This window comes from Streptomyces sp. NBC_00306, assembly GCF_036169555.1.
Lineage (GTDB): Bacteria > Actinomycetota > Actinomycetes > Streptomycetales > Streptomycetaceae > Streptomyces > Streptomyces achmelvichensis.
The window spans coordinates 8,421,001-8,446,167 of the sequence record NZ_CP108032.1 but is presented as its reverse complement, the minus strand read 5'-3'; the positions used below and the strand labels follow the sequence as shown (position 1 = coordinate 8,446,167).

At 67.7% G+C, this 25,167-nt stretch carries 26 protein-coding genes; 16 read left to right on the top strand and 10 right to left on the bottom strand.

Translation table 11 applies throughout. From position 1 onward, the window contains the following. Position 1 precedes the first annotated feature (1 nt). From OHA05_RS37915 to OHA05_RS37855, 13 genes are all read left to right on the top strand, one after another. Positions 2–310 (top strand): DUF6415 family natural product biosynthesis protein, encoded by a 309-nt coding sequence (locus OHA05_RS37915; RefSeq protein WP_328863261.1) that lies wholly within the window; start codon positions 2–4, stop codon positions 308–310. A 260-nt stretch (positions 311–570) separates the two neighbouring features. Next, on the top strand, positions 571–1,212 hold the full coding sequence (locus OHA05_RS37910; RefSeq protein WP_328863260.1) for a hypothetical protein: 642 nt from the start codon (positions 571–573) through the stop codon (positions 1,210–1,212). 216 nt (positions 1,213–1,428) lie between these two features. Then, positions 1,429–1,629, top strand: a complete 201-nt coding sequence (locus tag OHA05_RS37905; protein ID WP_328863544.1) for a DUF5999 family protein — start codon at positions 1,429–1,431, stop codon at positions 1,627–1,629. A 743-nt stretch (positions 1,630–2,372) separates the two neighbouring features. Beyond that, positions 2,373–2,951: a hypothetical protein gene (locus OHA05_RS37900; protein ID WP_328863259.1), complete on the top strand. Its 579-nt coding sequence runs from the start codon at positions 2,373–2,375 to the stop codon at positions 2,949–2,951. Next, entirely contained in the window at positions 2,948–3,598 is a 651-nt protein-coding gene (locus tag OHA05_RS37895; protein WP_328863258.1) for a hypothetical protein, read from the top strand. Before OHA05_RS37900 ends, OHA05_RS37895 begins: the two co-directional genes overlap by 4 nt. 90 nt (positions 3,599–3,688) lie before the next feature. Further along, positions 3,689–4,492 (top strand): hypothetical protein, encoded by an 804-nt coding sequence (locus OHA05_RS37890; protein ID WP_328863257.1) that lies wholly within the window; start codon positions 3,689–3,691, stop codon positions 4,490–4,492. A gap of 12 nt (positions 4,493–4,504) precedes the next feature. Next, positions 4,505–6,049 carry a B12-binding domain-containing radical SAM protein gene (locus OHA05_RS37885; protein WP_328863256.1) on the top strand — a complete coding sequence of 515 codons (1,545 nt, stop codon included), beginning with the start codon at positions 4,505–4,507 and terminating at the stop codon, positions 6,047–6,049. After that, on the top strand, positions 6,046–6,699 hold the full coding sequence (tmk, locus tag OHA05_RS37880; RefSeq protein ID WP_328863255.1) for a dTMP kinase: 654 nt from the start codon (positions 6,046–6,048) through the stop codon (positions 6,697–6,699). The genes OHA05_RS37885 and tmk overlap by 4 nt, the downstream gene beginning before the upstream one ends. Next, a complete protein-coding gene (locus OHA05_RS37875; RefSeq protein ID WP_328863254.1) occupies positions 6,696–7,142 on the top strand; it encodes an NUDIX hydrolase in 447 nt (148 codons plus the stop codon). The genes tmk and OHA05_RS37875 overlap by 4 nt, the downstream gene beginning before the upstream one ends. A 198-nt stretch (positions 7,143–7,340) precedes the next feature. Next, entirely contained in the window at positions 7,341–7,631 is a 291-nt protein-coding gene (locus tag OHA05_RS37870; RefSeq protein ID WP_328863253.1) for a hypothetical protein, read from the top strand. After that, a complete protein-coding gene (locus tag OHA05_RS37865) occupies positions 7,618–8,040 on the top strand; it encodes a hypothetical protein (protein WP_328863252.1) in 423 nt (140 codons plus the stop codon). Before OHA05_RS37870 ends, OHA05_RS37865 begins: the two co-directional genes overlap by 14 nt. 55 nt (positions 8,041–8,095) lie before the next feature. Continuing rightward, complete coding sequence (locus OHA05_RS37860) at positions 8,096–8,773, top strand: hypothetical protein (RefSeq protein WP_328863251.1); 678 nt, start codon at positions 8,096–8,098, stop codon at positions 8,771–8,773. A gap of 110 nt (positions 8,774–8,883) precedes the next feature. Continuing rightward, complete coding sequence (locus OHA05_RS37855; protein WP_328863250.1) at positions 8,884–10,107, top strand: hypothetical protein; 1,224 nt, start codon at positions 8,884–8,886, stop codon at positions 10,105–10,107. Positions 10,108–10,481: 374 nt separating this feature from the next. Here OHA05_RS37855 and OHA05_RS37850 read toward each other — a convergent pair whose 3' ends face one another. The 10 genes from OHA05_RS37850 to OHA05_RS37805 all read right to left on the bottom strand — a co-directional run bounded on the left by OHA05_RS37850 (position 10,482) and on the right by OHA05_RS37805 (position 21,341). Beyond that, a complete protein-coding gene (locus tag OHA05_RS37850; RefSeq protein WP_328863249.1) occupies positions 10,482–11,546 on the bottom strand; it encodes a cytochrome P450 in 1,065 nt (354 codons plus the stop codon). 116 nt (positions 11,547–11,662) lie between these two features. After that, on the bottom strand, positions 11,663–12,268 hold the full coding sequence (locus OHA05_RS37845; protein WP_328863248.1) for a TIGR00730 family Rossman fold protein: 606 nt from the start codon (positions 12,266–12,268) through the stop codon (positions 11,663–11,665). A 20-nt stretch (positions 12,269–12,288) separates the two neighbouring features. After that, on the bottom strand, positions 12,289–13,047 hold the full coding sequence (locus OHA05_RS37840) for an isopentenyl transferase family protein (RefSeq protein WP_328863247.1): 759 nt from the start codon (positions 13,045–13,047) through the stop codon (positions 12,289–12,291). Further along, the gene (locus OHA05_RS37835) at positions 13,044–13,217 is read right to left on the bottom strand and encodes a hypothetical protein (protein ID WP_328863246.1); all 174 of its coding nucleotides are present in this window, start codon (positions 13,215–13,217) and stop codon (positions 13,044–13,046) included. Before OHA05_RS37835 ends, OHA05_RS37840 begins: the two co-directional genes overlap by 4 nt. After that, positions 13,214–14,338, bottom strand: a complete 1,125-nt coding sequence (locus tag OHA05_RS37830) for an aminotransferase class I/II-fold pyridoxal phosphate-dependent enzyme (RefSeq protein ID WP_328863245.1) — start codon at positions 14,336–14,338, stop codon at positions 13,214–13,216. Before OHA05_RS37830 ends, OHA05_RS37835 begins: the two co-directional genes overlap by 4 nt. Continuing rightward, on the bottom strand, positions 14,338–15,339 hold the full coding sequence (locus tag OHA05_RS37825) for a GNAT family N-acetyltransferase (RefSeq protein ID WP_328863244.1): 1,002 nt from the start codon (positions 15,337–15,339) through the stop codon (positions 14,338–14,340). The genes OHA05_RS37830 and OHA05_RS37825 overlap by 1 nt, the downstream gene beginning before the upstream one ends. Positions 15,340–15,426: 87 nt before the next feature. Further along, on the bottom strand, positions 15,427–16,764 hold the full coding sequence (locus tag OHA05_RS37820) for an MFS transporter (RefSeq protein ID WP_328863243.1): 1,338 nt from the start codon (positions 16,762–16,764) through the stop codon (positions 15,427–15,429). Positions 16,765–16,944: 180 nt separating this feature from the next. After that, a complete protein-coding gene (locus OHA05_RS37815; RefSeq protein ID WP_328863242.1) occupies positions 16,945–17,463 on the bottom strand; it encodes a hypothetical protein in 519 nt (172 codons plus the stop codon). A 728-nt stretch (positions 17,464–18,191) separates the two neighbouring features. Continuing rightward, positions 18,192–18,803 (bottom strand): hypothetical protein, encoded by a 612-nt coding sequence (locus OHA05_RS37810; RefSeq protein ID WP_328863241.1) that lies wholly within the window; start codon positions 18,801–18,803, stop codon positions 18,192–18,194. A 615-nt stretch (positions 18,804–19,418) separates the two neighbouring features. Continuing rightward, a complete protein-coding gene (locus OHA05_RS37805) occupies positions 19,419–21,341 on the bottom strand; it encodes a helix-turn-helix domain-containing protein (protein ID WP_328863240.1) in 1,923 nt (640 codons plus the stop codon). Between the two features lie 1,028 nt (positions 21,342–22,369). Between OHA05_RS37805 and OHA05_RS37800 the strand changes: the two genes are divergently transcribed. The 3 genes from OHA05_RS37800 (at position 22,370) to OHA05_RS37790 (ending at position 25,165) form a co-directional block, all read left to right on the top strand. After that, a complete protein-coding gene (locus OHA05_RS37800) occupies positions 22,370–23,041 on the top strand; it encodes an MmyB family transcriptional regulator (protein ID WP_328863239.1) in 672 nt (223 codons plus the stop codon). A gap of 228 nt (positions 23,042–23,269) precedes the next feature. Beyond that, complete coding sequence (locus OHA05_RS37795; protein ID WP_328863238.1) at positions 23,270–24,289, top strand: PhlD; 1,020 nt, start codon at positions 23,270–23,272, stop codon at positions 24,287–24,289. Between the two features lie 267 nt (positions 24,290–24,556). Next, positions 24,557–25,165 carry a transposase family protein gene (locus tag OHA05_RS37790; protein ID WP_328863237.1) on the top strand — a complete coding sequence of 203 codons (609 nt, stop codon included), beginning with the start codon at positions 24,557–24,559 and terminating at the stop codon, positions 25,163–25,165. Positions 25,166–25,167: the final 2 nt, after the last annotated feature.

The window sequence follows — 25,167 nt, the reverse complement described above, 5'->3', positions numbered from 1 at the left end:
CATGCAGCGCGTCCTCGACTCGCTGCGCCTCTCCCTCGTCGACGAGAACGTGTACGACGACCTCGAGGACGTTCTCAGCCCGTACTCGGACCTCGACGAAACCCGCATGGCCGATCTCACTGCCCGGCTGCGGCTCGCACTCGCCGATCTGCTGCCCGCCGTCCGCCGCACACACGACCAACTGCCGGCCTTCGCACGGGCCATCGAACTGCGGGACGCACAGCCGCCCGAGGATGCGCACGACGCCCTCGTACACCTGCGCCACCTCGCCCTGACCACCCTCGGCCTGCTCGACCTCCTTACAGCCTGACCCCCGGAATTGGCCGTGCCCCGCGCCGCGCCCACACCGGCGCCCGGCACGGCCCACCAGCCGCCCTGCACCCAGGCCCGCCGCTCCCACCCCCGCGAGCGATCGGTACTGGGTGCAGGGCCCCAAATCTGACCTGAGGAATCGTCCATGTTCGATCACCAGCCCGAAAGGTCCACCGCGGGTCCCCCGATTGGGAGGACGCGCATCTCGTCAAAGGCGACCCGCAGCCGGCTGCCTGATGAGGGGCGGGGAGTCGCGGGATGAGTGAGACCTCAACCAGGCTGGTGCCGTACATCACCGCCCGGGAAGGCGAAGAGGGTGAGCTCCAGTCCGCTCTGCGGGCCTCGTTCACCGAACGCGGCCGATCGAGGCTCGGCTATTGGAACGAGACCCCTCAGGACCGCGGCACCCGCGGTGAACTGTGGGGCCGCTGCTCCCAAAACATCGGCCCCGACCGCATGCCGCTGGGTCGGCCGAAGTGGCGCATGGTCCACCCCTCCAGGCAGCGCGAGACCATGATGAAACTCCGCTGCCAGGCATGCGTCGGCCCGGCCAAGATCGGCGACGCGCACCTGTTTCTGGAGAGTCCGCAGTCGACGCCGAACGAGCCGATCCTGACCGCGCAGCCGCCGTTCTGCGTGCAGCACGCGGCCGCCGCGGTCGCGCAGTGCCCGCACCTTCGCAATGGCCACGTGGCGCTCGTGGTCCGAGCGGCGCCGCTGTACGGCGTCATCGGCGCCCCGTACCAATGGAGCAGCGACGGCATTCGAGCGCTGCCTGCGGACGACAAGCCGCTGCCGTTCTCCTCGCCCATGCTGCCCTGGTTCCTCGCCTCCCAGCTCGTACGCGCCATTCGCGAATACACCGTCGTCGACCTGCACGACCTGGCCGATGCCCCCTGAACGCCCGGCTCCGGCACCCAGAACAGCCGTGTGATTCCAGGCCCGGCCTACCGCGGTCAGTTCCTGGTCAACGCCCTGGCGGGTGTTTATAGCCGGGCTGAGGTCATCCCGGACACCGCCACCGGCAGCAAGCGGATCGTCGTCCGCCTGCCCTTGGTCCCCGCCAAAGAGGACACCCCCGTCCCCACCGCACGACCGACAGGAAGAGCGACGCGCATGTGCCAGCACACGCCCACCTGCCCCACGGCCGCACAGCCGGATCGCGAAGCGGCCAAGCCGTTGACACGCTCCGAGGTGCAGGGCTGGACGCTGTTGTGCAACGGCGTCCTGCTGTTTGACGATACGGGCGAGCTGCTGCCCGACGGCCAGATCATCGCCCCGCACCGCCCCGTTGCCGCTACGGGGGCGGCAGCGTGAAGCCTGCATCGAGAAGCTGCCTGGTTCCCTACATCACCGCCCGCGACGGCGAAGAGGCCGGCTCCTTCCTCTCTGCGTACCACCTTCGACGCCACAGGCCGCTCGCGCCTGGGCTACTGGGACGAGGGCAGGGGGACCGCGACGTGCGCGATGTCCTCTGCGGCCGGGTCTCACAGTCCACCGGAGACGACGGCCTGCCGACCGGTGAGCCGAAATGGCGCCTGGTCCACCCCCGCGCGACCGACAACGCCCGGAGCCCAGACGGAGTCCTGTTCCTGGAGAGCAAGAAGGACGGCGTGCCCACATCGAGCACCCGCTCAACCTCCAGTCTGCCGGCGGCACGCGCGCATGGCCGCAAAGCAGTGCCCCTACCTTGCCGAACACGGGACCGTCGCACTGCTGGTCCAGAGCGCACCCCTGTACGGAGTCATCGGCACGCCTCACGAGTACACCGGCAACGGCGTTCACGTCCTGGCAGGCGACGACGTCCCCGTTCCGTACGGGGCCCCACCCTGCGGTGGTTCCTCGCTGCCAGCCTCGTGCGCACGCTCCGCGCGTTCACCGTCGTGGACCTGGACGACCTTGTGCCGGCCGCCTGGCCCAAGCGGCCACTGAGACCGCCGCTCGGTGGGCGGGTGCTTCAGGCCTTGCTCATCGAGCGGCACACACCCCCGGCGCCGGGCGGCTTCCCCCGTCAGCCTGGCGCCGGGCCTCTCCCGATCCGACTCCTGAAGGGCACCTTTGTGGACGCCTTACTCCCCGCCTTTGTCGACCGGCTGCTCGACCAGGGGCGAGACCCGAGCGACATCCCCGAGATTCCGGTGGCCGACGCCACCGGCTGGCTGCTGCCGCTGGCCACCCGGCTCCTGAGGCTGATGGAACACGGCATGCCCGGCGCGCCCTCCGGCGCCTTCATGGCGCACGGCTTCGCCCATCTGCCGCTCTCGGCCCACGACGGCCGCGGCTTCTATCTGCGCCTGGCCTACGGGTCCGTGATGACGACGTGGCCGATCGTCTCCACGTCCGTCGTCCTTACGGTCGCGGGCACCCTCGACCTGGAGATGTACCAGTGGCCGGAGGACCTCCAGGCCGGCCGGCCGCAGTATGTGCGCAGCTTCGCCTCCGAGCAGGCGTTCGCGGCTCACCCGGGCACGCTGTGCGCGTTGAAGAGCAGCGCCGGCGGCGTGCAGGTTCTCGCCGTCGCGCAGCCCGAAGCCGTTCCGACTGGGGCGCTGACGTTCAACGAGCACGCTGCCGTGGCGCAGAGAGCCCGCCGGGTGCTCGAAGACGTGGTGGGCGCTGGTGTGGGCGGTGCCCGATGAGCTGGCTGGATCGCATCCCGTCCCTGGACACACCTGACCTCCGTGAAGTCCAGAGGATCAGTCGTGACCTCCTGGACCGCCTCGCCGAGGACCGGAAGCTACTCACCCAGCTCGTTGACGAGATCCCCGACGACGCTGAGCGTCTGGCGAACAGCCGCATCACTCTGCTGCTCAACCGGCTCTCCGTCTACCGGGCGCCGGAACGCGGCTTCGAGGTCCGCATGAACATGAACCCCCGCCTCGACAACCAGCGCTTTCCCCATGACCACTGCTACGCCTTCGCCACACGCATCCTCACCGGCGGATACGTGCACGTCGTGGGGCGCCGGACAGACGGCTGGGAGGGGCCGTTCAGCGGCGACGATGTGGAGCGGGGCATCGTGACCATCGAGCGTCCCGGCAGCTCCTACACCCTTGGCCACCCGATGGTGCACCAGGCCGTGATGGAGCCGGACACCGTGACGTTGTTCGTCCGCGGCCCCCGCCGCAAACGCGTTTCCAACGCCGCGGTAGAGCTGATGCCGTCGCGGGACACCTGGCCGGCACCGGCCGAGCCGGGCGCCGATGCCGCCGAGTCCCGGCCCGCAACCGTGGACGAGTACCGCCTGATGCGCAGCTACCTCTCCCAGCGCGACCTCATCGACTGATCTCGCTCCGCTTTCCTGGGGTCGCGCGCGCCGTACCTCCGTGACGCGAGAGGCTACGGCGCAACAACCGCACTACATGAGGAGCACGCCATGACCGGCGTCCTGACGACCGATCACCCTGCCTGGAGCGAGACCGAGACCGGAGGCCGCGCGCGAGCCGTACGCACCGCGTGCGGGGTCTGGGTCCTGCTCTGGGACCGCGAAGGCCTGCACATGAGCTGTGTGCACGGCACCGAGGACGTAAAGCCCCAGTTCGTCACCACCGACCCCGCGTGCCTGCCCGGCACCGTCCCCGCCGCGCTGAAGGCCGGGCTCGATGACCTTGGGCCCACACAGCGTCTGGCCAACCCGTGGCTGTGGGACGCGATCAGCACGGCCATCCTCCGGCAGGTCGTACGAGCTGGACAGGCCCGCAAGCTCTACCGGGCCTGGTGCAAGGCCTACGGCACCACCATCGACACCCCGCACGGTGAACTTGCCGTCGCCCCCACCGCCGAGCAAGTCCTGGCGCTCGGCGAGGCGAAGTTCGAGAGCGTAGGCGCCAAGTTCCACCGCTCCGTCTTGCAGGCCGCCGCCGCCCAGCATGAGCTGCACTTCGTGCACTGGCAGCGGATGGACGCCGGCGGCCTGGCCTCCGCGCTGACCAACGTTCCCCGGATCGGCCCGTGGACCGCGTCCGCTGCGGCGGCCGACTACACCGGCGACTTCAGCATCTACCCGCATGACGACCTCGCCGTGCGCACCTGGGCCGCGCAGATCGCGCCCGAACACGACTGGCCGGACAAGAAGGACAAGGCATTCGGCCCGATGTGGACCGGCATGGCCGGACCCGACAGCACCGCCCTGCACACCCTGACCCTCTCCACCCTCACCTGGGGCTGCCATGCCCGATGACCAGGAGGATCAATGCCGCAGTTACCGCTGATCACGGGCGCCGATCCGGCCCGCTCACTCGACGCGCTGTTCGTGAACGCACCATTGCGCGACTACGGCCAACGGCCGCGCACCAACGACTACACCCTCCCGGTGCTCGGCATGGCCTACATCGCCACGTACGCGCAGCAGGCCGGCTTCAACGTCGGTGTCCTCGACGCCGAAGCGCACGGGCTCGGCATCATGGAGACGGCGAAGCTCGTCAACGCAGCAGCACCACGGTGGGCGGCCATGAACCTCCTCGCCCCCACCTACGAGATGTCCGCACGCATCGCGGCGGCCCTCGATCCGGACATCGCGCTGATGGTCGGCGGCCACCACGCCAAGGCCATGCCCGCCCGAATCCTCGCCGACCCGCGCATGGCCAACCTGCGGGCTCTCGTCCTCGGCGAAGGCGAACTGCGGGTTGCCGCCCTCCTGGAGGACGAGCAGCGCCGCCGTGAACTGCCCGGCGTGGTGTGGCGCGATCGTCTGCTCGGCACCCAGGCCACCGGCATCCCGGACGACAAGAAGCTCAGCGCGCAGATGCTCGGCCCGGACATCAACGCCCTGCCGTACGTCAACCGCGCCTTCCTGCCGCAGGACCCGTACCAGGCCGCGCCCACGGAGACGGACCGGCGCCTCGCCGTGAGCCGCAACACTGCGCTACTCCAGCACGCGGCCCGCGCCGGGCACACGGAGGCGAACATCGTCGGCAGCCGCGGCTGCCCTTACAACTGCACGTTCTGCGGGGCCGCCGTCAGCGCCAATCCCGACCTGCTGATCCGTGTCCGCGGCCCCGAGAACATCATCGGGGAACTCGACATGCTCCACGACGAGTACGGCGTCACCGCCTTCCGGTTCGTCGATGACCTGTTCCTCGGCGTCGGCCGCGTCATCGATGAGCAGATGGAGGCCTTCACCCGCCACAAAATCGGCGAGCGGTACGTGTGGGATGCCACCGGCCGCATCAACGTCCTCGATCGGATCTCCGACCAAGAGCTGGACCGCCTCGTCGCGAACGGCTTGCGGGAGGTCGCCCTCGGCATCGAGTCCGGGAGCAACCGCATCCTCAAGGCCATGGACAAGCGCATCAACGCCGAGATGACCGAGCGCGTCGCCCGCCGCCTGGTCGAGCACGGCATCGGCGTGAAGGGCTACTTCATCCTCGGCTTCCCCGGCGAGAGCCACGACGACCTTGAGGCGACCGTCCGACACATCCACAACCTCTGGCGCATCGCCGACAGCGCCCCCGGTGACGTACGGGCCAGCGTGTTCGAATTCCGGCCCTACCCCGGCACGCCCGTGTGGCAGACCCTCACCGCTGCCGGCCACGATCCCGACACGCTCCTCGCGTACGGAGACGTCGACCTGACCGAAGACGGCGCCGACGAGTCGATGCGTCAACGCGACGAGTTCAACTTCAGCGTCGGCATCCAGTTCGGAGACGTCCCTCTCACCAAGGTCCGCTCCACCCTGGCCACGCTCACCCGCGAGCAGCACGAGCGCAACCAGGCGACTCAGGAGACCGCGGCATGACGCAGCGGAGGGGCCTGTTCATCACCCTCGACGGCCCCAGCGGAGTCGGGAAGTCGACCACCATCGAGGCCCTGCGCTCGGAGATGACCGAACGGGGCATCGTCGTACGCCATACCGTGGAACCCTCCACGAGCAAGCTGGGCGTCTTCACCCGCGAGAACGCCAACGACATTCACGGGCACGCCCTGGCCTGCCTGGTCACGGCCGACCGGTACGCGCACATCGAGCACGAGATCAAGCCGTCGCTCAAGGCCGGCGACACGGTCATCTGTGACCGCTACGTCGCCTCGACGCTGGTTTTGCAACGGCTCGACGGCGTGCCGCTGAAGTTCCTGCTCGACCTGAACGCGGACATCCTGATGCCCGACCTGGCGGTGATCCTGACCGCCTCACCCGGCCTCATCGCCAACCGGATAGCCAAGCGCGGCATCCGGCACCGCTTCCACCTCGACCCCACCGCGCCCGGCCGCGAAGTCGACCTCTACGCGGAGACCGCCCAGACCCTCAAGGCCAGAAACGTGAACGTGCTGATCCTCGACACCAGCGATGTCACACCATCGGACGTCGCATGCAGAATCGCCGACGCGCTCCCCGATCCCTCGGTAGCGTCGGCAATCTCACCGAACCCAACAACCCCCCAGGGAACATGAATCCGGAACCCGCACAACCTGTCATCGACACTCACGTCATCCTCCGCGACGGCGACAAGCTGCTCTTCTCGCAGCGCGGCGGCCCATACGGCTACGGCCGATGGCACATGCCATCGGGCAAGCTCGACCGTGGCGAGTCCCTGAGCGCCGGGGCCGCGCGTGAGCTGCTGGAAGAGACCGGCGTCGCGGTCGATCCGGACCACCTGCGCCTGGTCCACGTCGTGCACCACCAGCAAGACGACACGGTGGAGCGGATCGGGTTCTTCTTCGTGGCCACCGAGTGGAGCGGGGAGCCCGTCAACCGGGAACCGGCAAAATGCCTCGGCCTGGAGTGGTTCAGCGTCCACGAGCTGCCCGAGGACATCATCGAGTACCCGAAGGAAGGCCTCCTCGGCTACCTGAAGGACGCTGACGGTGGCCTGACAGAGCACGGCTGGACATAGCCCCCAGCGGACCATACGGAATGTCGGCTCCGGCCCCGCAGCGACAAGCGGGCCCGGAGCCAACAATCGTGTCATGCGAGGGTGTAACGCTTCGCGCGGTGACTATGGCCTGCGTTCAAGCAGCGTGCAGCCCAGCGACATGAGGATACCTAGGGTGTAACGCCTGGCGCGGTTAGTCCGCCCATGCAGGGAGGTCAGGTGACGGTCGACCACGATCTGTTGTATCGCCGCCGGGAAGACCAGACTGCGCCGGCCTACGTCGAGTCCCGCGCCCGGGTCCTGGTGCACCTTCGGCCCGGCCCGACCGTTGTCCTGCAGTCCACGACCTATCCCGGCACCCCCGAGGAACGGCTGCTGCCGATCCTGGAGACGGCGTCGGGCCTCAAAGGTAGGGTGGACTTCCTGGCTGGATTCAGTCCCGAGCGTATCGCTCCGGGAAGCAAGAGGTGGTCGTTCGGCGGGCGGACCCAAATTGGTGTCCGGAATTGACGCCACATCACTTGACGTGATCAAGGGTTTCTACGACGGCATCTTTCAGACCACGATAACTGTGTCCGGGACCAAGGTCGCCGAGGTGGCCAAGCTAATCGAGAACATCTTCCGGTTCGTCAACATCTCCATGGACAACGAGATGGCGATGCCGGCTGCTTCTCTCGGCGTGAATGTCTGGGAGTCGTTCACGCCGCCGCAACCAATCCCTTCGTCACGCGGGTTCACCCCCGGCCGGGAATCGGCTGGCACTGCCTACCCATCGACCAATTTCCTCTCGTGGAAGATCCAGCTGGAACTCGGCGTCCCTTTACGCGTGGAGCTCGCGGACGACGTGAACCGCCGCATGCCCGACTACGTCGTCCGGCGTCTCGTGGAAGCATTCGACAAGCGCCTCATCCCACTTTGACACCCCGTTCGGACCGGCCCGCGCGCTCGGCTCGAACCTTCTCAGGAGACATCACATGCCGGTGATTCGCACCCGTGTCCAACCCGATTTCCTCGTCGACCGCGACACCGTGATGAACGCCGCGCTCACTCCGACCGCCCGCCTCGTGTACGTCCTGCTCCTGGCCAGCCTGGAGACCGAGGACAGCGGGCTGAATCAGATCGCAGCTCTGGCCGGCCTTCACTCGACCGAGTCTCTGCTCCCGTACATTGCCGAGCTCGAGTCCGTGGGCACCGCCGACCTCAAGGACCACGCCGGCCAGGGCAAGGTCATCACAGTCAACGAGACCCCCACCTTGCCGGAACGGCGTGCCCACATGTGCGTGCCCTGCGACGACTGCGGGATGTGCTCATGCGAGTACACGAAAGGCATCTGCCAGGACTGCGCCTCAATTCGCAGCGTGCGGCAACGTTCCCGCGAGGACATTGCCCGGTGGAAGGCACAGCTCGACGAGGGCAAGACCTATGCCATGGGATCCAGCACGAGCCGGCTGCACCGATGGGACTGCCGTTCGCTTATGAGCCTCGAGAAGCGCGTCGAGGCCATGGAGATGGGCATCGATGCAATCCGCCACGGGCACAGCCGGTCCTACTTGGCATGGCCCGGTCTTCCCTCCCTGTTCACCGCACAGGAGCTACGAGAAAAGAAGATCCGCAGGAAGCGCTGCGAGTTGTGCGGACCTGACCCGCTGTAGGCCACTGCCCCTGTCTTTTCAGTGCGTCCTGTCTCCGCAGTTCAGCCCCGATTGTCATACCCTCCCCGTAGCGTTGTGAGTCCTACCCGTGGCGGCTGTGGGGAGCTCCGATGGACGACGACCTTCAGATCGACAGCGACGAAGACCTGTTCCGTAATCCCGTCTACTACGAACCGGCCGGCCGCAATCTCGATCTGGACCGCGCCGACCTCGGCGTGCCGCAAGGCCTAGACCTTCTGAACGTGCTCCTACGCATGCGAGGACGTGTCCCCGTCGAAAAGCGCGGGCTCATTTGCCCCGACTGCCGGGATCTCCGCGGCCGTCGCGTCCCCATGTACCTCGTCCAGCGTGACGGCGTATGGCTTGCCTCCCACCACCGGAAACCCGGGGAAAAGCCCATCAGCCACGAGTCCGATGAACACCTCGCACGCAAGGAACGCGTTGCGAAGGACTCCGAAGATCACGGCTTCCGCGCAAACATCGAGTCGCAGACCGCTGACGGGCACGCGCGCCTCGATGTACGCATCAACGGCGCCAACGGCATCGTCCTGGGTTACGAGCCTCAGCTGAGCGCCCAGACAGCCCGCGGGATGCGTGCACGGGAGGGGTTCCGGCGCCGCGGCGGTATCCAGTCGGTCTGGGACTTCGCCGACCCCGACCACGCAGGCATCGGCAGAGTCCCTTACGTCCGCACACCCAACCTGCCGGCCTCCGTCATCCGCGTGCAGAAGAACCCCATCGCGGTCCAGGACGGCAACTTCGTCCTGGAGGAGGGTCAGTGCAGCCAATCCGGCGCGCTCACCCGGTGCCCGGAGAAGCCCTACGACCCGGAGAACCCCACCGACGCCGGGTACTGCGGGGGCTGGCACCGTGTCCTCGTGCCCGCCCATCAGTCGAGCACCTTCACAGGAGAAGGCGGCCTGACCCTCACCCGGTTCATCTTGGAAGCTGCGGCCGGTGAGCGGATCCCGTTCCAGCGGGGCGGCCACCACGGTTGGCTCCCCGCACAGCAGTGGCAGCAGTACCTTGAGGCGAACGGGCCCGCCCCGGACGACAAGGAGCGCCAGCCATCAGTACGACAGGGTGACCGGCACGAAAGGTGCACCGAAGACCGTCCGACGTCGGAGGTACGGGCTGAACCGAAGCAGAGACGTGGTAGCCGCGCGATCGTCCTCGAGTCCCGCCCCCGGGAAACCGAGGCCACCAGGGTTCCAGGCGACGCATCGGGTCAAGCGATCCCGCTCTGCCGCTTCGGCTGCGGTCAGCCCGCAAGCCTTCCAGGACCCGAAGGGCTGCCCGAGCACTTCTCGTGCCGCAGGAAGCATAAGGCGTGATCTATGGCCACCACTAACGGCCCCTCGCTGTGTCACCTGGCGCCAGAGCCGGTTCAGATGGGGAGCGTGTTTCCGCCCGACATGTCAGTTCCCGGTGCCAGAGTGGGCGCAGCACACCCAGCCCCCGTTCCCTGGGAGCGACCCTGGCGCAGAACACCACCTTCCGCCAGCACCAAGCGGAACACCCTCGCCGCCCGGGCAGGCGTGTCGCTCCTGATCCACTGCCTAAGCTTGGCGCCTTGAACTGATCGAGCGAATGGCAACGGCAATCCGGTCGGTCTGCGCGGACTCGATCCAAGCTTCATCTGTTTGGCGCCACTCAATAAAGAGACGCAACTGGAGGCGCAACAGTTTCGCTAGCGGTCCAGCGGGCGTCATGGCCTCCGGGACGAGCTGACTTGTACGGGGAGCCGTGCCGGGCCGTGGAAGATGCCGTCCTGGCGGGGGATCGTGTGGGGCGGTACGGCGAGTTCGAGGTGCGGCAGTCGGCGGGTGAGCGTGGCCATGGTGGTCTGGGCTTGTAGGCGGGCGAGATGGGAGCCGAGGCAGTAGTGCGGGCCGTGGCCGAAGGCGAGGATGCGCCCGGAGCTCCGGTGCGGGTCGTACTCGTCGGGCTGCGGCCAGCGGCGCGGGTCACGGTCCGCGGCGCCGAGGCTGAGCAGTACGCGCTGTCCGGCGGGGATGCGCGTGCCGGCGATGGTGACGTCGGCGCTGGTGTAACGGGTGACGCCAAAGGCCACGGGCCCTTCGAGGCGGGCCACTTCGTTCACCGCCGCGGCAACCAGCGACGGGTCTCGGACCAGTTCCCGGTAGCGGGCGGGTCGGCTGAGGAGCGTCAGTAGGGTGCTGGCGATGAGCGCCGCGGTGGTCTCGAACCCCGCGATCAGAAGCAGGATCCCCGCGTCCGCCATCTCGTCCGCGGTGAGTGTGTCGTCCCCGTCCGTGTCGGCTTCGGCAGCGCTCTGCTGGGCCTGTGTATGGATGTGCTGGCGGAGCTGCTGCAGGGCATGTTCGCGTTCCGCGGGCCCGGTCGCGGGTGCCAGGAGCCGAGTGGTGAGCTGGTGGATCGTGGCGCGATGGCCGTGCGGGATGTTCATGAGGTCGCAGATGGTGTGCAGGGGCAGCGGGAGTGCCAGTTCGTGGACCAGGTCGACGCTGTCGCCTTGGGCGAGACGTGCGGCGACCTGGTCGACGAGGTGATCGGTCAGCACCTGGATGGGCACCCACAGTCCTTCGACGAGGCGGGCGCTGAACGGGCGTCCTATGGCCTGGCGCAGACGCCGGTGCCCTGCGCCGTCCACGCCCATCAGGGAGATCTTGACGGTGGACCGCGCCGGCCCGTCCATGTCAGTGGTGAGCCACTGGTCACTGCTGCTGAAGACGGGGTTGGTCAGGGCCTCTTCGATGTCGGCAGCCCGCGTGACCAGCCACGCCAGCACCCGGCCGTGGAGCAGGACTTCGCTGACTGGCGTTCGTTCCCTTAGGTGTGCAAGGCGTTCGTGGAGACCTGCCCCTGCCGCCAGGTGCGGGCACCGGCCCGGCGGCACCGCCGGGTTCATGTGCCCGTCCGAGTGGAGGCCAGCGCTCGGCGTACGGGCCGCCTTGGAGTCAGGCGGGTGAGGAGGGAGGCAACGAGGCCGGCCGGGTCATCGTCGACGACGGCGAGGGTGTTGAGGCGCAGGTGCGGGTGGTGAGCGAGATATCCGGCAGCCGCCGCGCCGTTGAGGAAGGTGAGCAGCGGGTCGTAGAAGCGGTCGGTGTTGAGCAGCCCGATCGGCTTGGCGCGGTCTTGATGGGCGGCGCTGGCCCAAACGGCCGTGAGTTCGTCGAGGGTGCCAAGGCCTCCGGGCAGTGCGAGGAACGCGTCGGCCAGTTCCATGAAGCAGTCCTGGCGTGCAGCCGTGTCGGGCACGGTCTTCAGCGTGGTGAGTCCGGAGTGGGTGATGCGCGGAGTGTTCAGGGCGCGCGGGAGGATGCCGGTCACCGGCGCGCCGGCGGCGAGGGCGCTGTCCGCGAGGGCGCCCATCATGCCGAGCCGGCTGCCGCCGTAGACGATATGGACGCCGTGCTCGGCAAGGTGCGTTCCGATGGCGGCCGCGGCCGACACGTAGACGGCGTCCGTCGGGGCGGCTGCTCCGCAGAACACGGCAACACGGGGCATGCATTGCGCGTCGGGGATGGTCAGATCTCGCACAGTTCGGCGCTCTCTGTCAGGGCTGTCAGGATGGGCCAGGCTGCGGCGAGTGCGTGTCGCTGCTGGCGGCCGTACGCAAGGTGCGCAGCGCGGATCAGTGCGGTGAGTTCCCCCCGCCACAACAGTCCCGCCGGCTCTATGAGTTCTCGGGGGTTAAGGCCGTTGAGTTCGCACAGATCGATGGCCTGCTCATAGCCGAGGACGCCGGCGGCGTGCTTGCGGGCGAGCGGGTCGTCCCACAGGTCGGCGAGCTCGTCCAGCAGGGTCCGGACCTCGCCGCGGCGGATCCGGCAGCCGAGCATCCGCTCCACCCGCTCCCCCACCGCAAGTTCGTATGCGGCCAGGCTCTGCTCGGTGTAGGCGGTCACGCGCAGATCCCAGCCGCTGCACCATCCCGGACGCGCCAGGAATTCATGGAGCAGTGAGATGGATCCGCCCTCGATGACCAGCGCCCGGGTGCCGTCCTCCAGGCATTGCCGCAGGTGGAGCAGCAGCCGGTCGATGCCGGGGACTGCGGCGATCGGGCCGTGCGGGGAGAGCGGCCGGTCGTCGAGGTAGAGGCGGGTGGTTCCACGCAACGTGTCGCTGGTGGGCCGGGCGGATCCGATGGCCAGTTCGGGGTAGCACTGGATGCGGTCGAGCACGAGGACCGCGCAGCCGTCGTAGACGCGAGCGAGCGCGACGGACAGACGGGTCTTGCCCAAGCCGGTGGCGCCGAGGACGAGGTGCAGTATCGGCTCGCTCACGCCTCCTCCCCCAGCGTTGCAGGTCCGGGGAGCGGCTCGAGGACGAACTTGCCGGAATACGGCGGCCGCCGGACGGACGCCTCGGGCGAGCTCTCCCTTCCGTAGAGGGAGCGCAGGGTGCGCTGGGCCTGTTCGTAGGTGATGGTGTCGGTGTCGAGGACGAGTTTCATGCTCGTCCCCAGCCGGCCGGGAGGGTGTCGAGCGCGGCCGAGAAGGCGGCGAGTTCGGCCGGTCCGTTCGGGGCCATGATGCGGATGCCGCAGGCGCCGTTCACGGCGCCGTCGAACATGCGGACCGCGGTGCCATGCGCCGCGAGGTGCTCGACAACCGGCCGCGGGTCGGCGAGGTGAACAAAGCGGTAGTGAATGCCGGCGGGCACTACCAGCTCGTCGAACCGGTCGGCCAGGACCTGCTGCAGCCGGCGGGCATCGTCCTGGATGACGGCCCGCACCGTGGTCAGCCAGGCGGTGTCTTCCAGTGCAGCGACGCCGAGCGTGATGTCCAGCAAGGAGAGGGGCCAGCGGATCAACTGTGCGCCTACGAGGTCGCGGATGTGCTCGTTGCGGGTCCAGAGCATCCCGGCGCGGGAGCCCGTCATCCCGTAGGTCTTGCCCGTGCTCTGCAGGACCACCAGATTGTCGGCGTCCGCGCCGGCGAGGCTGAGACTGTCGCCCTGGAACTCGATGTACTCCTCGTCGACCACGAGCACTGCGCCGGGATTCTCCCGGGCGGCCTGGAGCAGATCATTGCTTGGGATGAAGTGCCCGAGCGGGTTCGACGGGTTCGAGAGGATCACCACGTCGTCGGTCCGCAGGGCCATGCGCACGCGTTCCAGTCGCAGTTCGACGGTGTCCCGGGCAATCTCGGGTGGGGAGACGAAGGTGGTGTAGGAGAACAGCCGCATCGTCTCGGTGTAGTCGGGCGCGATGACCGCGACGCGTTCCTCGCGCAGGACGCGGGACAGGATGGTGAGGAACTCGGTGACGCCGCGGCCGGGCAGCATGTCGCTGATGTCGGCGCCGAGCCGGTCCGCGAACGCCTGTAGGTAGCGCTTCTCCGCAACGTACGGGGATTGTGCGCGTTCGTACGGCGGGGGCACCAGGTCGTCGGGCCGCTCGCTGAGGAGCCGGCGTACAGCGGCGATCGCGTGCGGGGGCGGGCCGAGGCGGTTGGTGCAGGTGGACAGGTCGACGGTGATCTGACCGGGCCGGTAGGCGGTGAGGTCGCCGCCTTGGATCGCCGCGGGATTCTCGGGCGGCACCAGTGGCGCGGGCGCTGGAGTGGTGAACATCAGGCGTTTCCTCGCATCTCATCGGGTCTGGACGGCAGGGTGCGGCGAACCGCGGTGACGGTGGCGGACCAGGTGGGCGCGTACTGCTGCTTGTAGGCGACCTGACCTGGTGCGCAGGTGGTGCGACCGAGGTCGAGGGAGGCGAATCCGGCGGTGGTGAGGTCGTCGGTGAGGTGACGCAGGAGTGCGTGCCCTGGGGCGAGGTCGTCGTGGTCGGGATCCATCGCGGGGAGCATCGAGTAGGCGTGGCGGCCGCGGTGCAGACACAACTGGGCGGCCACGGGCTTGCCGTCGATGCTGAGGGTGGCGATGAACGCCGACTCCGGGCAGCGCTCGAGAACGGTGCGCAGGCGGCCGTCGGCGGAGGTGACCCGATGCTCCGGGCCGCTCGCCCTCCAGCGACGGCGGTGCAGATGTGCCAGAACCGCGTAGACGTCGGAGAGTTCGGCGGCGCTCTGGGTGCGGTGGTAGTCGATCGTGTGGCCGCGGTTGGCGAGGGCTGCCCAGTCGCGCTCACGGCGCCGGTGGTCGCGGCGGGTGGAGCGAGACATGGCCGCGTAGGGGACGGGCAGGGGGATGCGGGCACAGCGGGTGAGTGCGTGCTGCCACGAGGAGATGTACCGGCCGAGAGCGCTGGTGGCGGAAACGTCGGGGAGCATGACGTCGGCATCGAGGCGGGTCAGGGCCTCGGCCAAAGAGGCCGCGACGGCGGGGTGTTCGGCGTCCGGGCCGACGATCCGAACGTACTCGGCCGTGGGCGTCGACAGCGGTGTCACCTCCAGCCAGCCGCCGGCCGTGCGATCGCGGACGACGGCAAGCGCAGCCCGAGGGCCGCCGGTGCTCTCCGCCATCAGGATCATCAAACTGGCGGTCAACGGGAGCTGGTCGGCGTGCGCGGCGAGCCAGCCCGGGGCCTGGTAGGGCGTAGCGAGCGGGTCCTGCTGAAACAGGTCGGCCCACTGCGTGGCGAGGAAGGTGTGGGCGAGCGGGCCTTCAATCACCCGGACCATTGCTGGTGCGGCAGAGGCAAGGACGCTGACGCTGCCGGTCGTTGTGGTCAGTCTCCCGGTTTCGAAATGACGCATCGGTCAGCTCCCTTGGAAGGCGCCCTCGTGCCGCTCCAGCCGGCCGACGCCGGATGGTTCGGGCACCTGGTGCGGAGAGTGGCGTGCCGCGGCTGGCGGGCCGGGCACCGGTTTCGGCCTGGTCAGGGCCGCCAGTGGCCCGCAGAGCAGGGCGCCGGTGAGTCCGCAGGCCAGGATTGTGGCGCCGGCGAGCCGGCCGCCGCCGGTGTTCAGTGCCCAGGCAGCGAGGAGCGGCGAGACAACGACCGCGACCGCAAGCGTGGTGCCCCAGATCCCGGCATACAGGCCTCGGGCGTCGGCGGGTGAGATGCGGTTGAGGATGTCGCTGGCCGCGATGAACAAGATGATCTCCCCCGGCACGGCGAGCGTGACGGTGACCGCGTAGCCGGGGGTGGTGGAGGCAACTCCGGCCGTTCCCATACCAACGCCGAGCAGCAATGAGCTGGCGGCGAACAGACCCGTCATCGGAGCTCCCGCGACAGCGCGGTGCGTGAGCCACGGCGTGATGATCGGCGACAGTGCGATGACCACGATCGCGGCGACGACCTGCGTCAAGCCGTAGGAGCTCGCGGCGAGTCCGTCGGCGGCCATCAGCATCGGCAGCACGGTGAACATCGCAGCGCAGCAGGTCAGCGCGGCGAGGCTGGCCAGCCACAGCAGCCACAGCCGGCCATCGCGCAGCGCCTGTCCGCAGCCATCCGTTGCTGACCCGAGCGACGGAGCTTTTGAGCGCGAGTGGTGGTCGGTGGGCATGACAGCGAGGGCTGCGATGCCGAAAACGCCGCACACGGCGCCGTTGATGAGGAACAAGGTGTCGATGTCGACCCGGCCGGCCAGCAGTCCACCGGCAGCGCCAGTCAGACCGGCGCCGACATTGACGGCGAAGTGGCGGGCCGCGTTGACCCGGGTCCGCGCGGACTCGGTCGGGAAGACGTCTGCAATGACCGCGGAGGTGATGGCGCGGGGCGCGTCGTACACGACGCCGGCGACCAGGGCCGCGGCGAACACCGCGGCCGCGGACTGCGTCCACGCCAGAGCAGGCATCGCCACCGCCGCCACAGCCATGGCGCTGATCAGCGTGGTGCGGCGGCCGTACCGGTCGGCTCCCCATCCGCACAGGAGTTGGCCCAGCAGCCAGCCCGCGCCGAACGCGGCCAGGACATAGCCCACGATGGCCGTGGACAGAGACAGCTCGGCCAGCCGGAAGGAGAGGAACGGATACACGAAGCCGGCGCTGCGCACGGCGAAGGTGCCCAGCAGCAGCACCCAAATGACGGGCGGCCAGCGGGTGCCGGAGGCGGAGGAGCGGACGGGAGGCGGATAAGCATTGGTTCGGGGCACAGGTACTCCTGAGCGGAGTCAAGCGGCATCCGCAGGGCATGGCCCGCGGTCGAAGGTGTGGGGGCGCCGCCAGGGGGACCAGCGGCACCCCCACAGGTGGCCACGGCACGCCGCAGAGGGTGGATCAAGCGGCGGCCATGGCCGGTCTTGGAGAGGGCAGAGCGTCAGGAGGCCCCGCGGCTATACGGCGCGGGTACCGGCCAGGTCGTAGCGGATATAGCCCTTGCCGTCGTTGGCGATGTCCGCGTACAGCGCCCCGTCGGCGGTGAAAGTGCGCTTGGTACCCCAGTACCTGGCGTTCTCGTAGAAAGCCCCGCGCCAACCGGCTTCGGAGCCGTTGATGTAGTCGTCGACCCGCTCGGTGCGTGTCGCCATGGGGCGGTCCTTGTGCTCGGCGCGAATTTGAACGTAGGCGTGGTTCAGGCGCTTGCCGCCCATGCCGAAGCCGGTGCCGTCCCACGACACCTTGCGCACGTACGCCTCGTAGCCGCGGTAGCTGCCGGAAGATCCGGTGAAGGCGAGGCAGATGTCGACCGTCACGGCGACGTCCGGCTTGTTCGGCAGCGACAGAATCTTCGTGGTCGCCTTGCACTGCCAGTTGGGCGCCGCGCTGGCGGGCGCGGCCGTGGCGAGGAGGCTGCCGGTTGCTGCGACCGCAGCGAGGAGGGCGGTCGCGGTCTTGCGGCGGTTGAGAGGCATGCGGACAGAACCCTTCAAGAATGAATGCCACATATAGGGCATCAATGGGTGTGGAGAGATGCGCCCGGTTCTCGGGCGTGATGAATGAATCCGGTGCCATGCCGGCGACCTGCGGGCACAGAGCGGGCAGGACGCGGCAGTCAGTTGGTAGCAGCTCAGGCGTCGAAAGGGCCGTCGTCTGCCGGGCCGGCGTGAGGAGGCTGCCAGAGGGCAATACGGATTGCGCCGGTGACGGAGATGGTGGCGCCGGCAGGAGCTGTGCTGGGGAGCTGTGCAGCTCCTGCCGGCGCCGCCGCACAAGGGAGTGTCAGCTCCCCCCAGCGGCCGGCCCCTTCGGCTAGCTAGAAGCCGGGGCCGATGGCTGACCGCCTGACGAGCCAATGCCGACGGTCGTGTGAATGTGGGGCCGGCCCGCACTGTGGGCGTACGGGCTCGGCGCTCGCTCGCCCAAGAGCGGCGGTGCGGCCGCAGCGCGGCCTGCTCGAGATGTCATCGACGTCCCTCTGTCTGATCCAGAGGGCTCGGCGCACAGGATGGACCGGGCGGGACGAAGACTCGTCCGGCCTGTCCCGGCAAGGGGCAGCTGGTCTATCCTGGCGGCGCTGACGTGCTCCAACACGGCAGCGAGCCCCGGCGGATCGGTTGGTCTGCTGGTGGTTGACTCGGCGCGAGTCAGGGTTGCCGGCCTTCGGGCCGGCACCCGTGCGCACCCGGGAGGATGCGGCAGGTCAACGGAACTGGCCCCCTTCTCCACGGCGAGTGCTGTCGCTGCCGCAGATGTCCCAGGTCGGATCCCGGAGCGGAGACTGAGTTCCCGCAGCGGATGTGTTGCGCGAAGGGGTCGAAATTCCTGCAGGCGTTGTGTGGGCTTCACCAGGTCGGGGAGTGGACAGCTCCGGAGACTGGCTTTGCCGCACCTTGCTCGCAGGGAAGGTTGGTGTATTCGCTGTGGAGCACGAATGCGGGGATGATGCTGGTGCCGGACTGGACTGCGGGTTGGAGCCGATCGCGTTCAGGAAGGTGATTCCGTGCTCGGCGGCAGCCTGCTGCAGGATGCTCGCATCTTGGGCCGTGGTCTCCCAGAGGTTCAGCCACAAGGCCCCGATCGGCAGACGCGGAAGAACGTAAGGAACGACGGCGCTGTGCAGAATTTCTGCGTTACGCACGGCTGTAACGGTGACCTCTGCCCTGGTCAGCAACTCCTCCCAGTCGGCGCCCACGACTGCGAGCTCGGCGAGAACAGCCGCTTCCTGGCCGGTGCAGCCGTCAGGCAGAAGCCAGGTGCGCACCTCGGCGCCTGACGCCCACAGCTCAGCGGTAATCGGGGCGGCATCCTGCACTGACCCGATGACAGCAGCACGACCGAATGACACGGAAAACCCCCAGGAGTTGAGAGGTGCGTAGTTCCTAACGGGCTTCACGCTAAGTGCATGACAACCGATACGGTATTGAACGTATGCACAGATTGAGGGTTCGGGTATGAACCCTTGCACACTCATCAGAGGAATCATGCAGACGCGTTCACCCCCCCGACCTGGGGCGCAAGGACCCTGCCTATCGGCCAACTTGCAGATGAGTAAAGGTGCGCCTAGCAAGCCCCAACATACCTGCTAGGTAATTGGGTGATGCCCTTCGTTCCCAGGCGTCAGCGGGCCCAGGTCATCGCGGGCTGTGAGACTGTCTGAAGCCGCGGGGCAAGCGCCTGGCCATCAGGATGATGGCTGTACAGGGAATCAGCGTCTCGTAGTGTTGGACAAGCGAGTCGACGCGCGGGCTGGCGGCGGGCGTTCATCATTTTCAGGCCAGGCCGCGTTTGAGGACCCAGCGGTGGGGCCAGCGGGTGTGCGGGGGCGTAGCATCTGGGTCCCCAGCAGCCAGTAGGGATGACCTTGTCGCCCGTTGGTTGAGCCGGACCGAAACCGCCGCATGGGGGCTGCAAGGTGTGGCAGGATCCTTCAGGCCGCGACGAGAAACAGGGCGCGGCGGATATGCGCCGGAGAGCAGACGGCTAGTGCGACTGTGAGATCCCTCAGGCCGTGCAGCGTATTGAGGCGTCGGCTCGTGAGTACTTCGATCGTCTTCAAGTGACTTCGGATGGTGGCCTCGGACAGGCCGAGTGACGTGGCTGTCTTCTCTACGTTCCGGTCGGTCTCCAGCCATGTTGTTAGTGTCCGGGAGAGTTTCCGGCGGTCGGCGATCACCGGCTTGAGGAGGGTCTCCGCCCAGCTCCGGACTGGGGGGCTTGTTAGAAGGTCGGACAGCTCGATTCTGCCTGCGGACGTTTCGCCGTGGACTTGGTCCGGGCCGGCGGCGACGTCTATCGCGAGACCGACGACTACGCGGTTGAGGATGCCGTTCAGGTCCCGGTCCAGCAGTTCGCCGGCCCGGTTCAGACGGGTGGCGACGGTGTTGCGGTGGACTGCGAGCATGCGGGCGGCGGTGTTTCGTGGGTGGTTGAACGCCACGGAGAGCGTCCGTTCCAGCTGTTCCGCCTGAGGAGGTGCCAGCTCCTGGCGGATGGGTGCCAGCTGTCGCAGTGCCCAGGTTCGTGCAGCCTTCGGGTCCAGCAGGTCGACGAGGTTGGTGTTGCCTTCGGTGAGGGCGTACGGCTCGCGGGCGTGCTTCGTGAAGCGCAGTGCGGTCTGGGCCTCTTCGTGCGCTGCAGCGATCATGGTGAGCAGCCGGTGGCCGCTGCCGCCCAGGTGGTGGCCGGTCAGCGACAGCACCAGGCGCTGGAGGTCGGGCGCGATGCTGGCCTGGTTCGGTTCGCCTTGTGGGCCTTGAACGGGTTCCACGATGACAATGTGGTTCTCCTCGGCCGGGCATCTCACGACCATGGCACGGCCGGCGGTGGCCATTTCGCAGCGTCGGATACTCAGCTCCCGCTGCTCCCCGCTCCCGCAGTCGATGATGTAGACCCGCGCCGCTTCGGCGTCGGTGAGGCCAACGGACAGTCCTTGCATCACTCGCTGGGCCTTGTCCGTTTCGCCGTTCATCAGCAATTGGTAGCTGATCGAACGGGCCTCGCGCGCGGACTGGGTGATGGTGGCGTAGTCGCGCTGGGCCTGGTCCACCAGGCCCAGCACCTTGGCAGCGTGCGTGATCAGGTGGTTGTCGGCTCTGTCGAATGGGCGGTCGGCGTAGACGGTGAGAACGGCCTCCCCCTGGCGAGTGGGTGCGATCGACACGACGCGAGTGTGGATGCCGCTCTGTGCCGCTTCGTTGCAGGAGTCGATCTCGTCGCGGTCCTGGCCGACAACATAGGTCAGTTGTTCCGCCGCAGTGTCGGGTGCGGCGGAGAGCACGCCTCGCTCCGGTTCGCTGACCAGGACTTGCGCCTCAAGCGCGTCGGACAGCCAGTCCGTGATGTTCGCGAGCGCGGTGGCATCGGCCCACTGGGCAGGCAGGCTGCCCACGAGGCCGGTCAATCTCTCGACTTGGCGTTCCGCGTACTGCAGCCGACAGTGGCGGATGCCCTCATGCGCGCTGTCCCAGATCGCTTCACCCGCGGTCGTGGACAGAAGCGGGATCCGAAGTCTCCGTGCTGCCGCCTTGATCGAGGGGCGCAGGGCCAGAGCCGAGTGGTCGGGGACGGCCAGGGCAAGGCCCGAGGCACGGTATTTGGCCAGCGCGGGCAGGACACGTTCGATGGCGAGAGCTAGCGTGTTGTCGATGTGTCCGCCGCTGGTGAGGTGGACCAGTAGGAGAGCTCCGGCGGGTTGGGACAGGTGGAGCCGGCCCTGGAGGATGTCTTCCTCGGTGGCCATGTTCAGGAGTGTCACCTTCGCCGTTGCATGTGTCTGGAGCAGCCCTTGCCCCTCGATGAAGCGCAGTTCGAGTTCGGTGCGGTCGTCGACGAGGGCTCCGAGGGTGGGCACTATCACTCCTTGATTCGCCATTTGGTGTTTCAAGTGGCGGTCGAAATTTGCCGTGCTTCCTGTTCGTTTGGTTGCCGATCTGTCCGGCAAGCCGGGACGGAGCTGACGGTTCCCGTCATGTCCCCGATTCCGGACGCCAGGGATTCAGCTGCCTCGACGACCTTCTGAGGTGCGTGGCACTGTAGATGTGCGACCTCGGCAGACGGCTTCTGCGGTGCTCTGTTCGTGCGCGGTCGGTGGGCGACAGCGCCCACCGCGATGCGTTGGCAGGCGAGTTCGCTGGAGAGGGCCGTCTACGAGCTGGGACAGGCCATCGAGGAAATGGACGTGTAGTGGCGCGGCGGTCAAGACGACCAGTTCGGCCACCGCCCGTATCAGTAGCGGGACCGCGGCAACAGCTTCCGCCCCGGAGGCACCGGAGACTGCGCATTGGCCCAGAACCATTCCCTTGGGGACCAGGTCCACAAGCGCGGCAAGTACCTCGACCACCCCCGGGGGGCGTCCTCCACTTCATCGAACGCCGCACAGACGGCAGCCGTACTCGTCTGATCCAGACAGGCAACAGCAAGGCAATGCGTGTGCAGAGGCGGCTGGGTGCCGTACGTGAGCGCGACCCGTCGTGACAAGCGGCGAATCGCTCAGCTACCGCCAGGTGGGCGCCGCGCGCGCCTTCAGCGACCAGAACCGATCGCGCCATCGCCCGGCCACCTTCCCTTCGCTCGTCGACTCGCGTATTTGCCTACGACAACTGCTTGTTGCGTCTTGTACAGTGGCTAAGAGGCTGGGTCAGATCATTACCGAAGGGCCCAGGATCGATCTACAGGAGCGTTTCTGCACCTATTCGCGGTCCAGTGGCACTTGCCGCTGCGACAGCCGTGGAGAACGTCAGGGGGACAACGGGGATGGACCATCCACTGCAGCAGCTACTAGCTCCGAAACGAGCCGAGATACGGCCGGAACACGTCGGCCTGCCAGCTAGATCCGCAGACACGCCCGGCCCGAAGCAGGATGGCCTCAGCCAGTCACACATGGACCAGCTGCTCCGAAGGGCTGACAAAACCTATGGCCGCTTCGAGCGAGGGCAACTCCCCAACGCGCCCGAAGACTTGCTCGTGGCTGTCGGCCAACTGCTGCACCTGACGCCCGACGAATATACGACGATGTGGCTCCACGCCCGGGGGCATCGGCCCACGCGGCCTATGACGCCGGAAGTCGGCATGACGGTGCCCTCCACCTGGCAGGCAGCTTGCGACGGGCAGCGGCACATGATGTACGTGACCGACATGGCATGGCGAGTCGTCGCCCACAACCGTCCCTTCGCCGACCTGTTCCGCAACCGTCAGGTGCCCGGGAACACCGCACGGTGGATGCTGCTCGCCGACGAGGCGAAGACCACGCTCATGGACTGGGAGACCACATGGGCGCCGTCCGTCGCGGGGCAGTTGCGCAACGCCTTCGCCGAGCATCCTGACAACCCCGACCTCGCCCAACTCGACAGAGCGGTAAGGGCAGATCCGACAGCCGGACCGATCTACGCCCACGGCGCGGACGCATCCATCGCCCCCGATGGAGTCGACCGGCGTCTGCGACACCCACTATGGGGAGTCGGGCTGGCAAAGATGGTCGCAGCCAACCTTTTCGCCGCACCGGGAGCGCGGGTCATCATCGTTGTCTTCGAACCACAGGAACAAACCCACTAGCACTTCCCGCCCATGCCACGGCTCCCGAGCTTGTGCAGATCTCCACTTATCCCCGCCAGGGAAGCCGCCCCAGAATACGGACATGCCCCTACAAGCCACCTTGACGCGGATCGACCCCCACCCGCACACACGACGCCCCGGACTCCAAGGACCTACCTCTAAGGGGCGCTCGTGATACACGCGCACGTCTCGCAACCCAGCATTGCGCTGCCGCCACACGAGATCACCATGGACGAGATCTGCGCGGACATAGAACGTGAACAGCCCCACCTTCCCAATCTCAAAGCAATCCTCCGTTACGCCCGACACACCCAAGTGGCCACCCGTCGCTTCACCCGGCCATTAAGCCACCAGGCAATATCGGGTACCGCTCAGATCTCCGTTCGCAACAAGATTGCCTACGCCGACGCCGCCGAGCTCGGCACCAGCGCAGCCCGCCAAGCACTCGACGCAGCCGGCCTCAACGCCTCCGACGTCGACTGTGTCGTCACGTCGCATACGACGTCGTGGACAGTTCCCGGACTGGATGTCCACTTGATCGAGGAACTGGGCCTGGCGCCGGAGGTGCGGCGCATTCCCATGAGCACGCTGGGCTGTGCCGGCGGGGCTCACGCCCTGGTGAAGGCCGTGGACCATGTTGCCGCGCACCCCGACAGCACGGTGCTGGTCGTGGTGGCAGAGATGCTGAGCACCGTCTACAACCACAAGGACACTACGCCTCAAGCCGCCATCTACAAGAGCCTCTTCGGCGACTCCGCCGCTGCCTGCCTCGTCACCAGCAGCCCACTCGGACCAGGACTGCGTATCGACAGCACCTGGGAATACACCCTCCCCCGCAGCCGCGACCGCTATCGGGGCCGCCTCGACGCCAACGGTCTGCACTTCGACTCCGAGAAGTCAGCCGTGACCGCTGTCAACGACGTCGCACCCGCCCTCCTGGCCCACCTTCAACGCGAGAAGCTCGATCAGATCGACTTCGCCGTCCTGCACCCGGGTGGACCACGCATCCTGGAAGACACCGAGACAGCCCTCGGCATCGACCAAGGGCTCAAGGCGGACGACAAAGCGAAATTGAGTCGGCATGCATGGGCAACGCTCCGAGAGAACGGGAACCTCGGTGGTCCCGCCGTGCTATCCGTCCTCGCCCGAACCCACCAAGACCCGCCTGCCCCCGACAGCAGAGGCCTCCTCCTCGGCGTCGGGCCAGGCTTCAGCGCCGCCGCATGCACCGGAACCTGGAGAGCCTGAACTCAGGTACTCATGCGCTCCGCCGGCCGCGACGGCTCCGGGCGAGTCACCTGACGGCTTCGTTGCCGCTGCCCGGACCACGTGTTCAGTCACCTTGCCAAGTCGCTGGCCCGCAGGATCGACTTGCACCCTGCTTGCGACAGAGAGGCTCACCAATCCCAGCCGATTTGAACCGCGCTGCCACTAATGAGCTGGTGCACGGTTGGCGGTGAGGCGCCGCCTCTGGATGGTTGATCATGGTCGGGTGGCGGGGAACGCGACTCGTCAGTGATCATCAGCAACCGGCGGATCACGGGCCTGACGGCCGCAGTGATTGCCGAAATCGTCGGCGAAATCGGGCCGTTGTGGCACGAGCGTCACCAGGCCAGGCTTGCCTCCCGGCCGCGGAATCGGGCTGTGGGTGCAGGTGCGAAGCAATGGCTGGTGTTCGTCGACCGGCTGCTGGCCACGCTCGTCCATCTTCGCCACGGGGTCACCCACGACGTGCCGGCCTGCTGGTGCGGCGCGGACCGCTCCACGATCACCCGGGCCATCGGCGAGGTGCGGCCCCTGCTCGCCGAGCGAGGCTGCATCGTCAGCCCCGACGTGCGGCTGCGGTCCCTGGCCGAGGTCGTCGACCACCTCGGCGCGAGCGGGAAGACCGGCATCGTCGACGGAACCGAGGTCCGGGTCCGCAGGCCCGCCGTTGGACGCAAGGACCGGGACAAGTTCATCTCCGGCAAGAACAAGCAGAACGCCGTCAAATCCGTGGTGGTCACGGACGGCGAAGGCCGCGTGCTGTATGTCGCTTTTCGGATCAGGTCGAATCGGATGGAGACCGTAGCGACTGAGCGCGATGCTGCGGGGGCGAATGATCCGCAATTCGATGGACTGTGAGG

What these genes read in the sequence shown, in the direction of transcription:
- OHA05_RS37800 (WP_328863239.1), top strand. Translation starts at nt 22,370, where the DNA reads ATGGACCAGCTGCTCCGAAGGGCTGACAAAACCTATGGCCGCTTCGAG.
- OHA05_RS37890 (WP_328863257.1), top strand. Translation starts at nt 3,689, where the DNA reads ATGACCGGCGTCCTGACGACCGATCACCCTGCCTGGAGCGAGACCGAG.
- OHA05_RS37795 (WP_328863238.1), top strand. Translation starts at nt 23,270, where the DNA reads ATGGACGAGATCTGCGCGGACATAGAACGTGAACAGCCCCACCTTCCC.
- OHA05_RS37830 (WP_328863245.1), bottom strand. Translation starts at nt 14,338, where the DNA reads ATGTTCACCACTCCAGCGCCCGCGCCACTGGTGCCGCCCGAGAATCCC.
- OHA05_RS37845 (WP_328863248.1), bottom strand. Translation starts at nt 12,268, where the DNA reads ATGCCCCGTGTTGCCGTGTTCTGCGGAGCAGCCGCCCCGACGGACGCC.
- OHA05_RS37860 (WP_328863251.1), top strand. Translation starts at nt 8,096, where the DNA reads ATGCCGGTGATTCGCACCCGTGTCCAACCCGATTTCCTCGTCGACCGC.
- OHA05_RS37905 (WP_328863544.1), top strand. Translation starts at nt 1,429, where the DNA reads ATGTGCCAGCACACGCCCACCTGCCCCACGGCCGCACAGCCGGATCGC.
- OHA05_RS37835 (WP_328863246.1), bottom strand. Translation starts at nt 13,217, where the DNA reads ATGAAACTCGTCCTCGACACCGACACCATCACCTACGAACAGGCCCAG.
- OHA05_RS37910 (WP_328863260.1), top strand. Translation starts at nt 571, where the DNA reads ATGAGTGAGACCTCAACCAGGCTGGTGCCGTACATCACCGCCCGGGAA.
- OHA05_RS37875 (WP_328863254.1), top strand. Translation starts at nt 6,696, where the DNA reads ATGAATCCGGAACCCGCACAACCTGTCATCGACACTCACGTCATCCTC.
- OHA05_RS37815 (WP_328863242.1), bottom strand. Translation starts at nt 17,463, where the DNA reads ATGCCTCTCAACCGCCGCAAGACCGCGACCGCCCTCCTCGCTGCGGTC.
- tmk (WP_328863255.1), top strand. Translation starts at nt 6,046, where the DNA reads ATGACGCAGCGGAGGGGCCTGTTCATCACCCTCGACGGCCCCAGCGGA.
- OHA05_RS37895 (WP_328863258.1), top strand. Translation starts at nt 2,948, where the DNA reads ATGAGCTGGCTGGATCGCATCCCGTCCCTGGACACACCTGACCTCCGT.
- OHA05_RS37855 (WP_328863250.1), top strand. Translation starts at nt 8,884, where the DNA reads ATGGACGACGACCTTCAGATCGACAGCGACGAAGACCTGTTCCGTAAT.
- OHA05_RS37885 (WP_328863256.1), top strand. Translation starts at nt 4,505, where the DNA reads ATGCCGCAGTTACCGCTGATCACGGGCGCCGATCCGGCCCGCTCACTC.
- OHA05_RS37915 (WP_328863261.1), top strand. Translation starts at nt 2, where the DNA reads ATGCAGCGCGTCCTCGACTCGCTGCGCCTCTCCCTCGTCGACGAGAAC.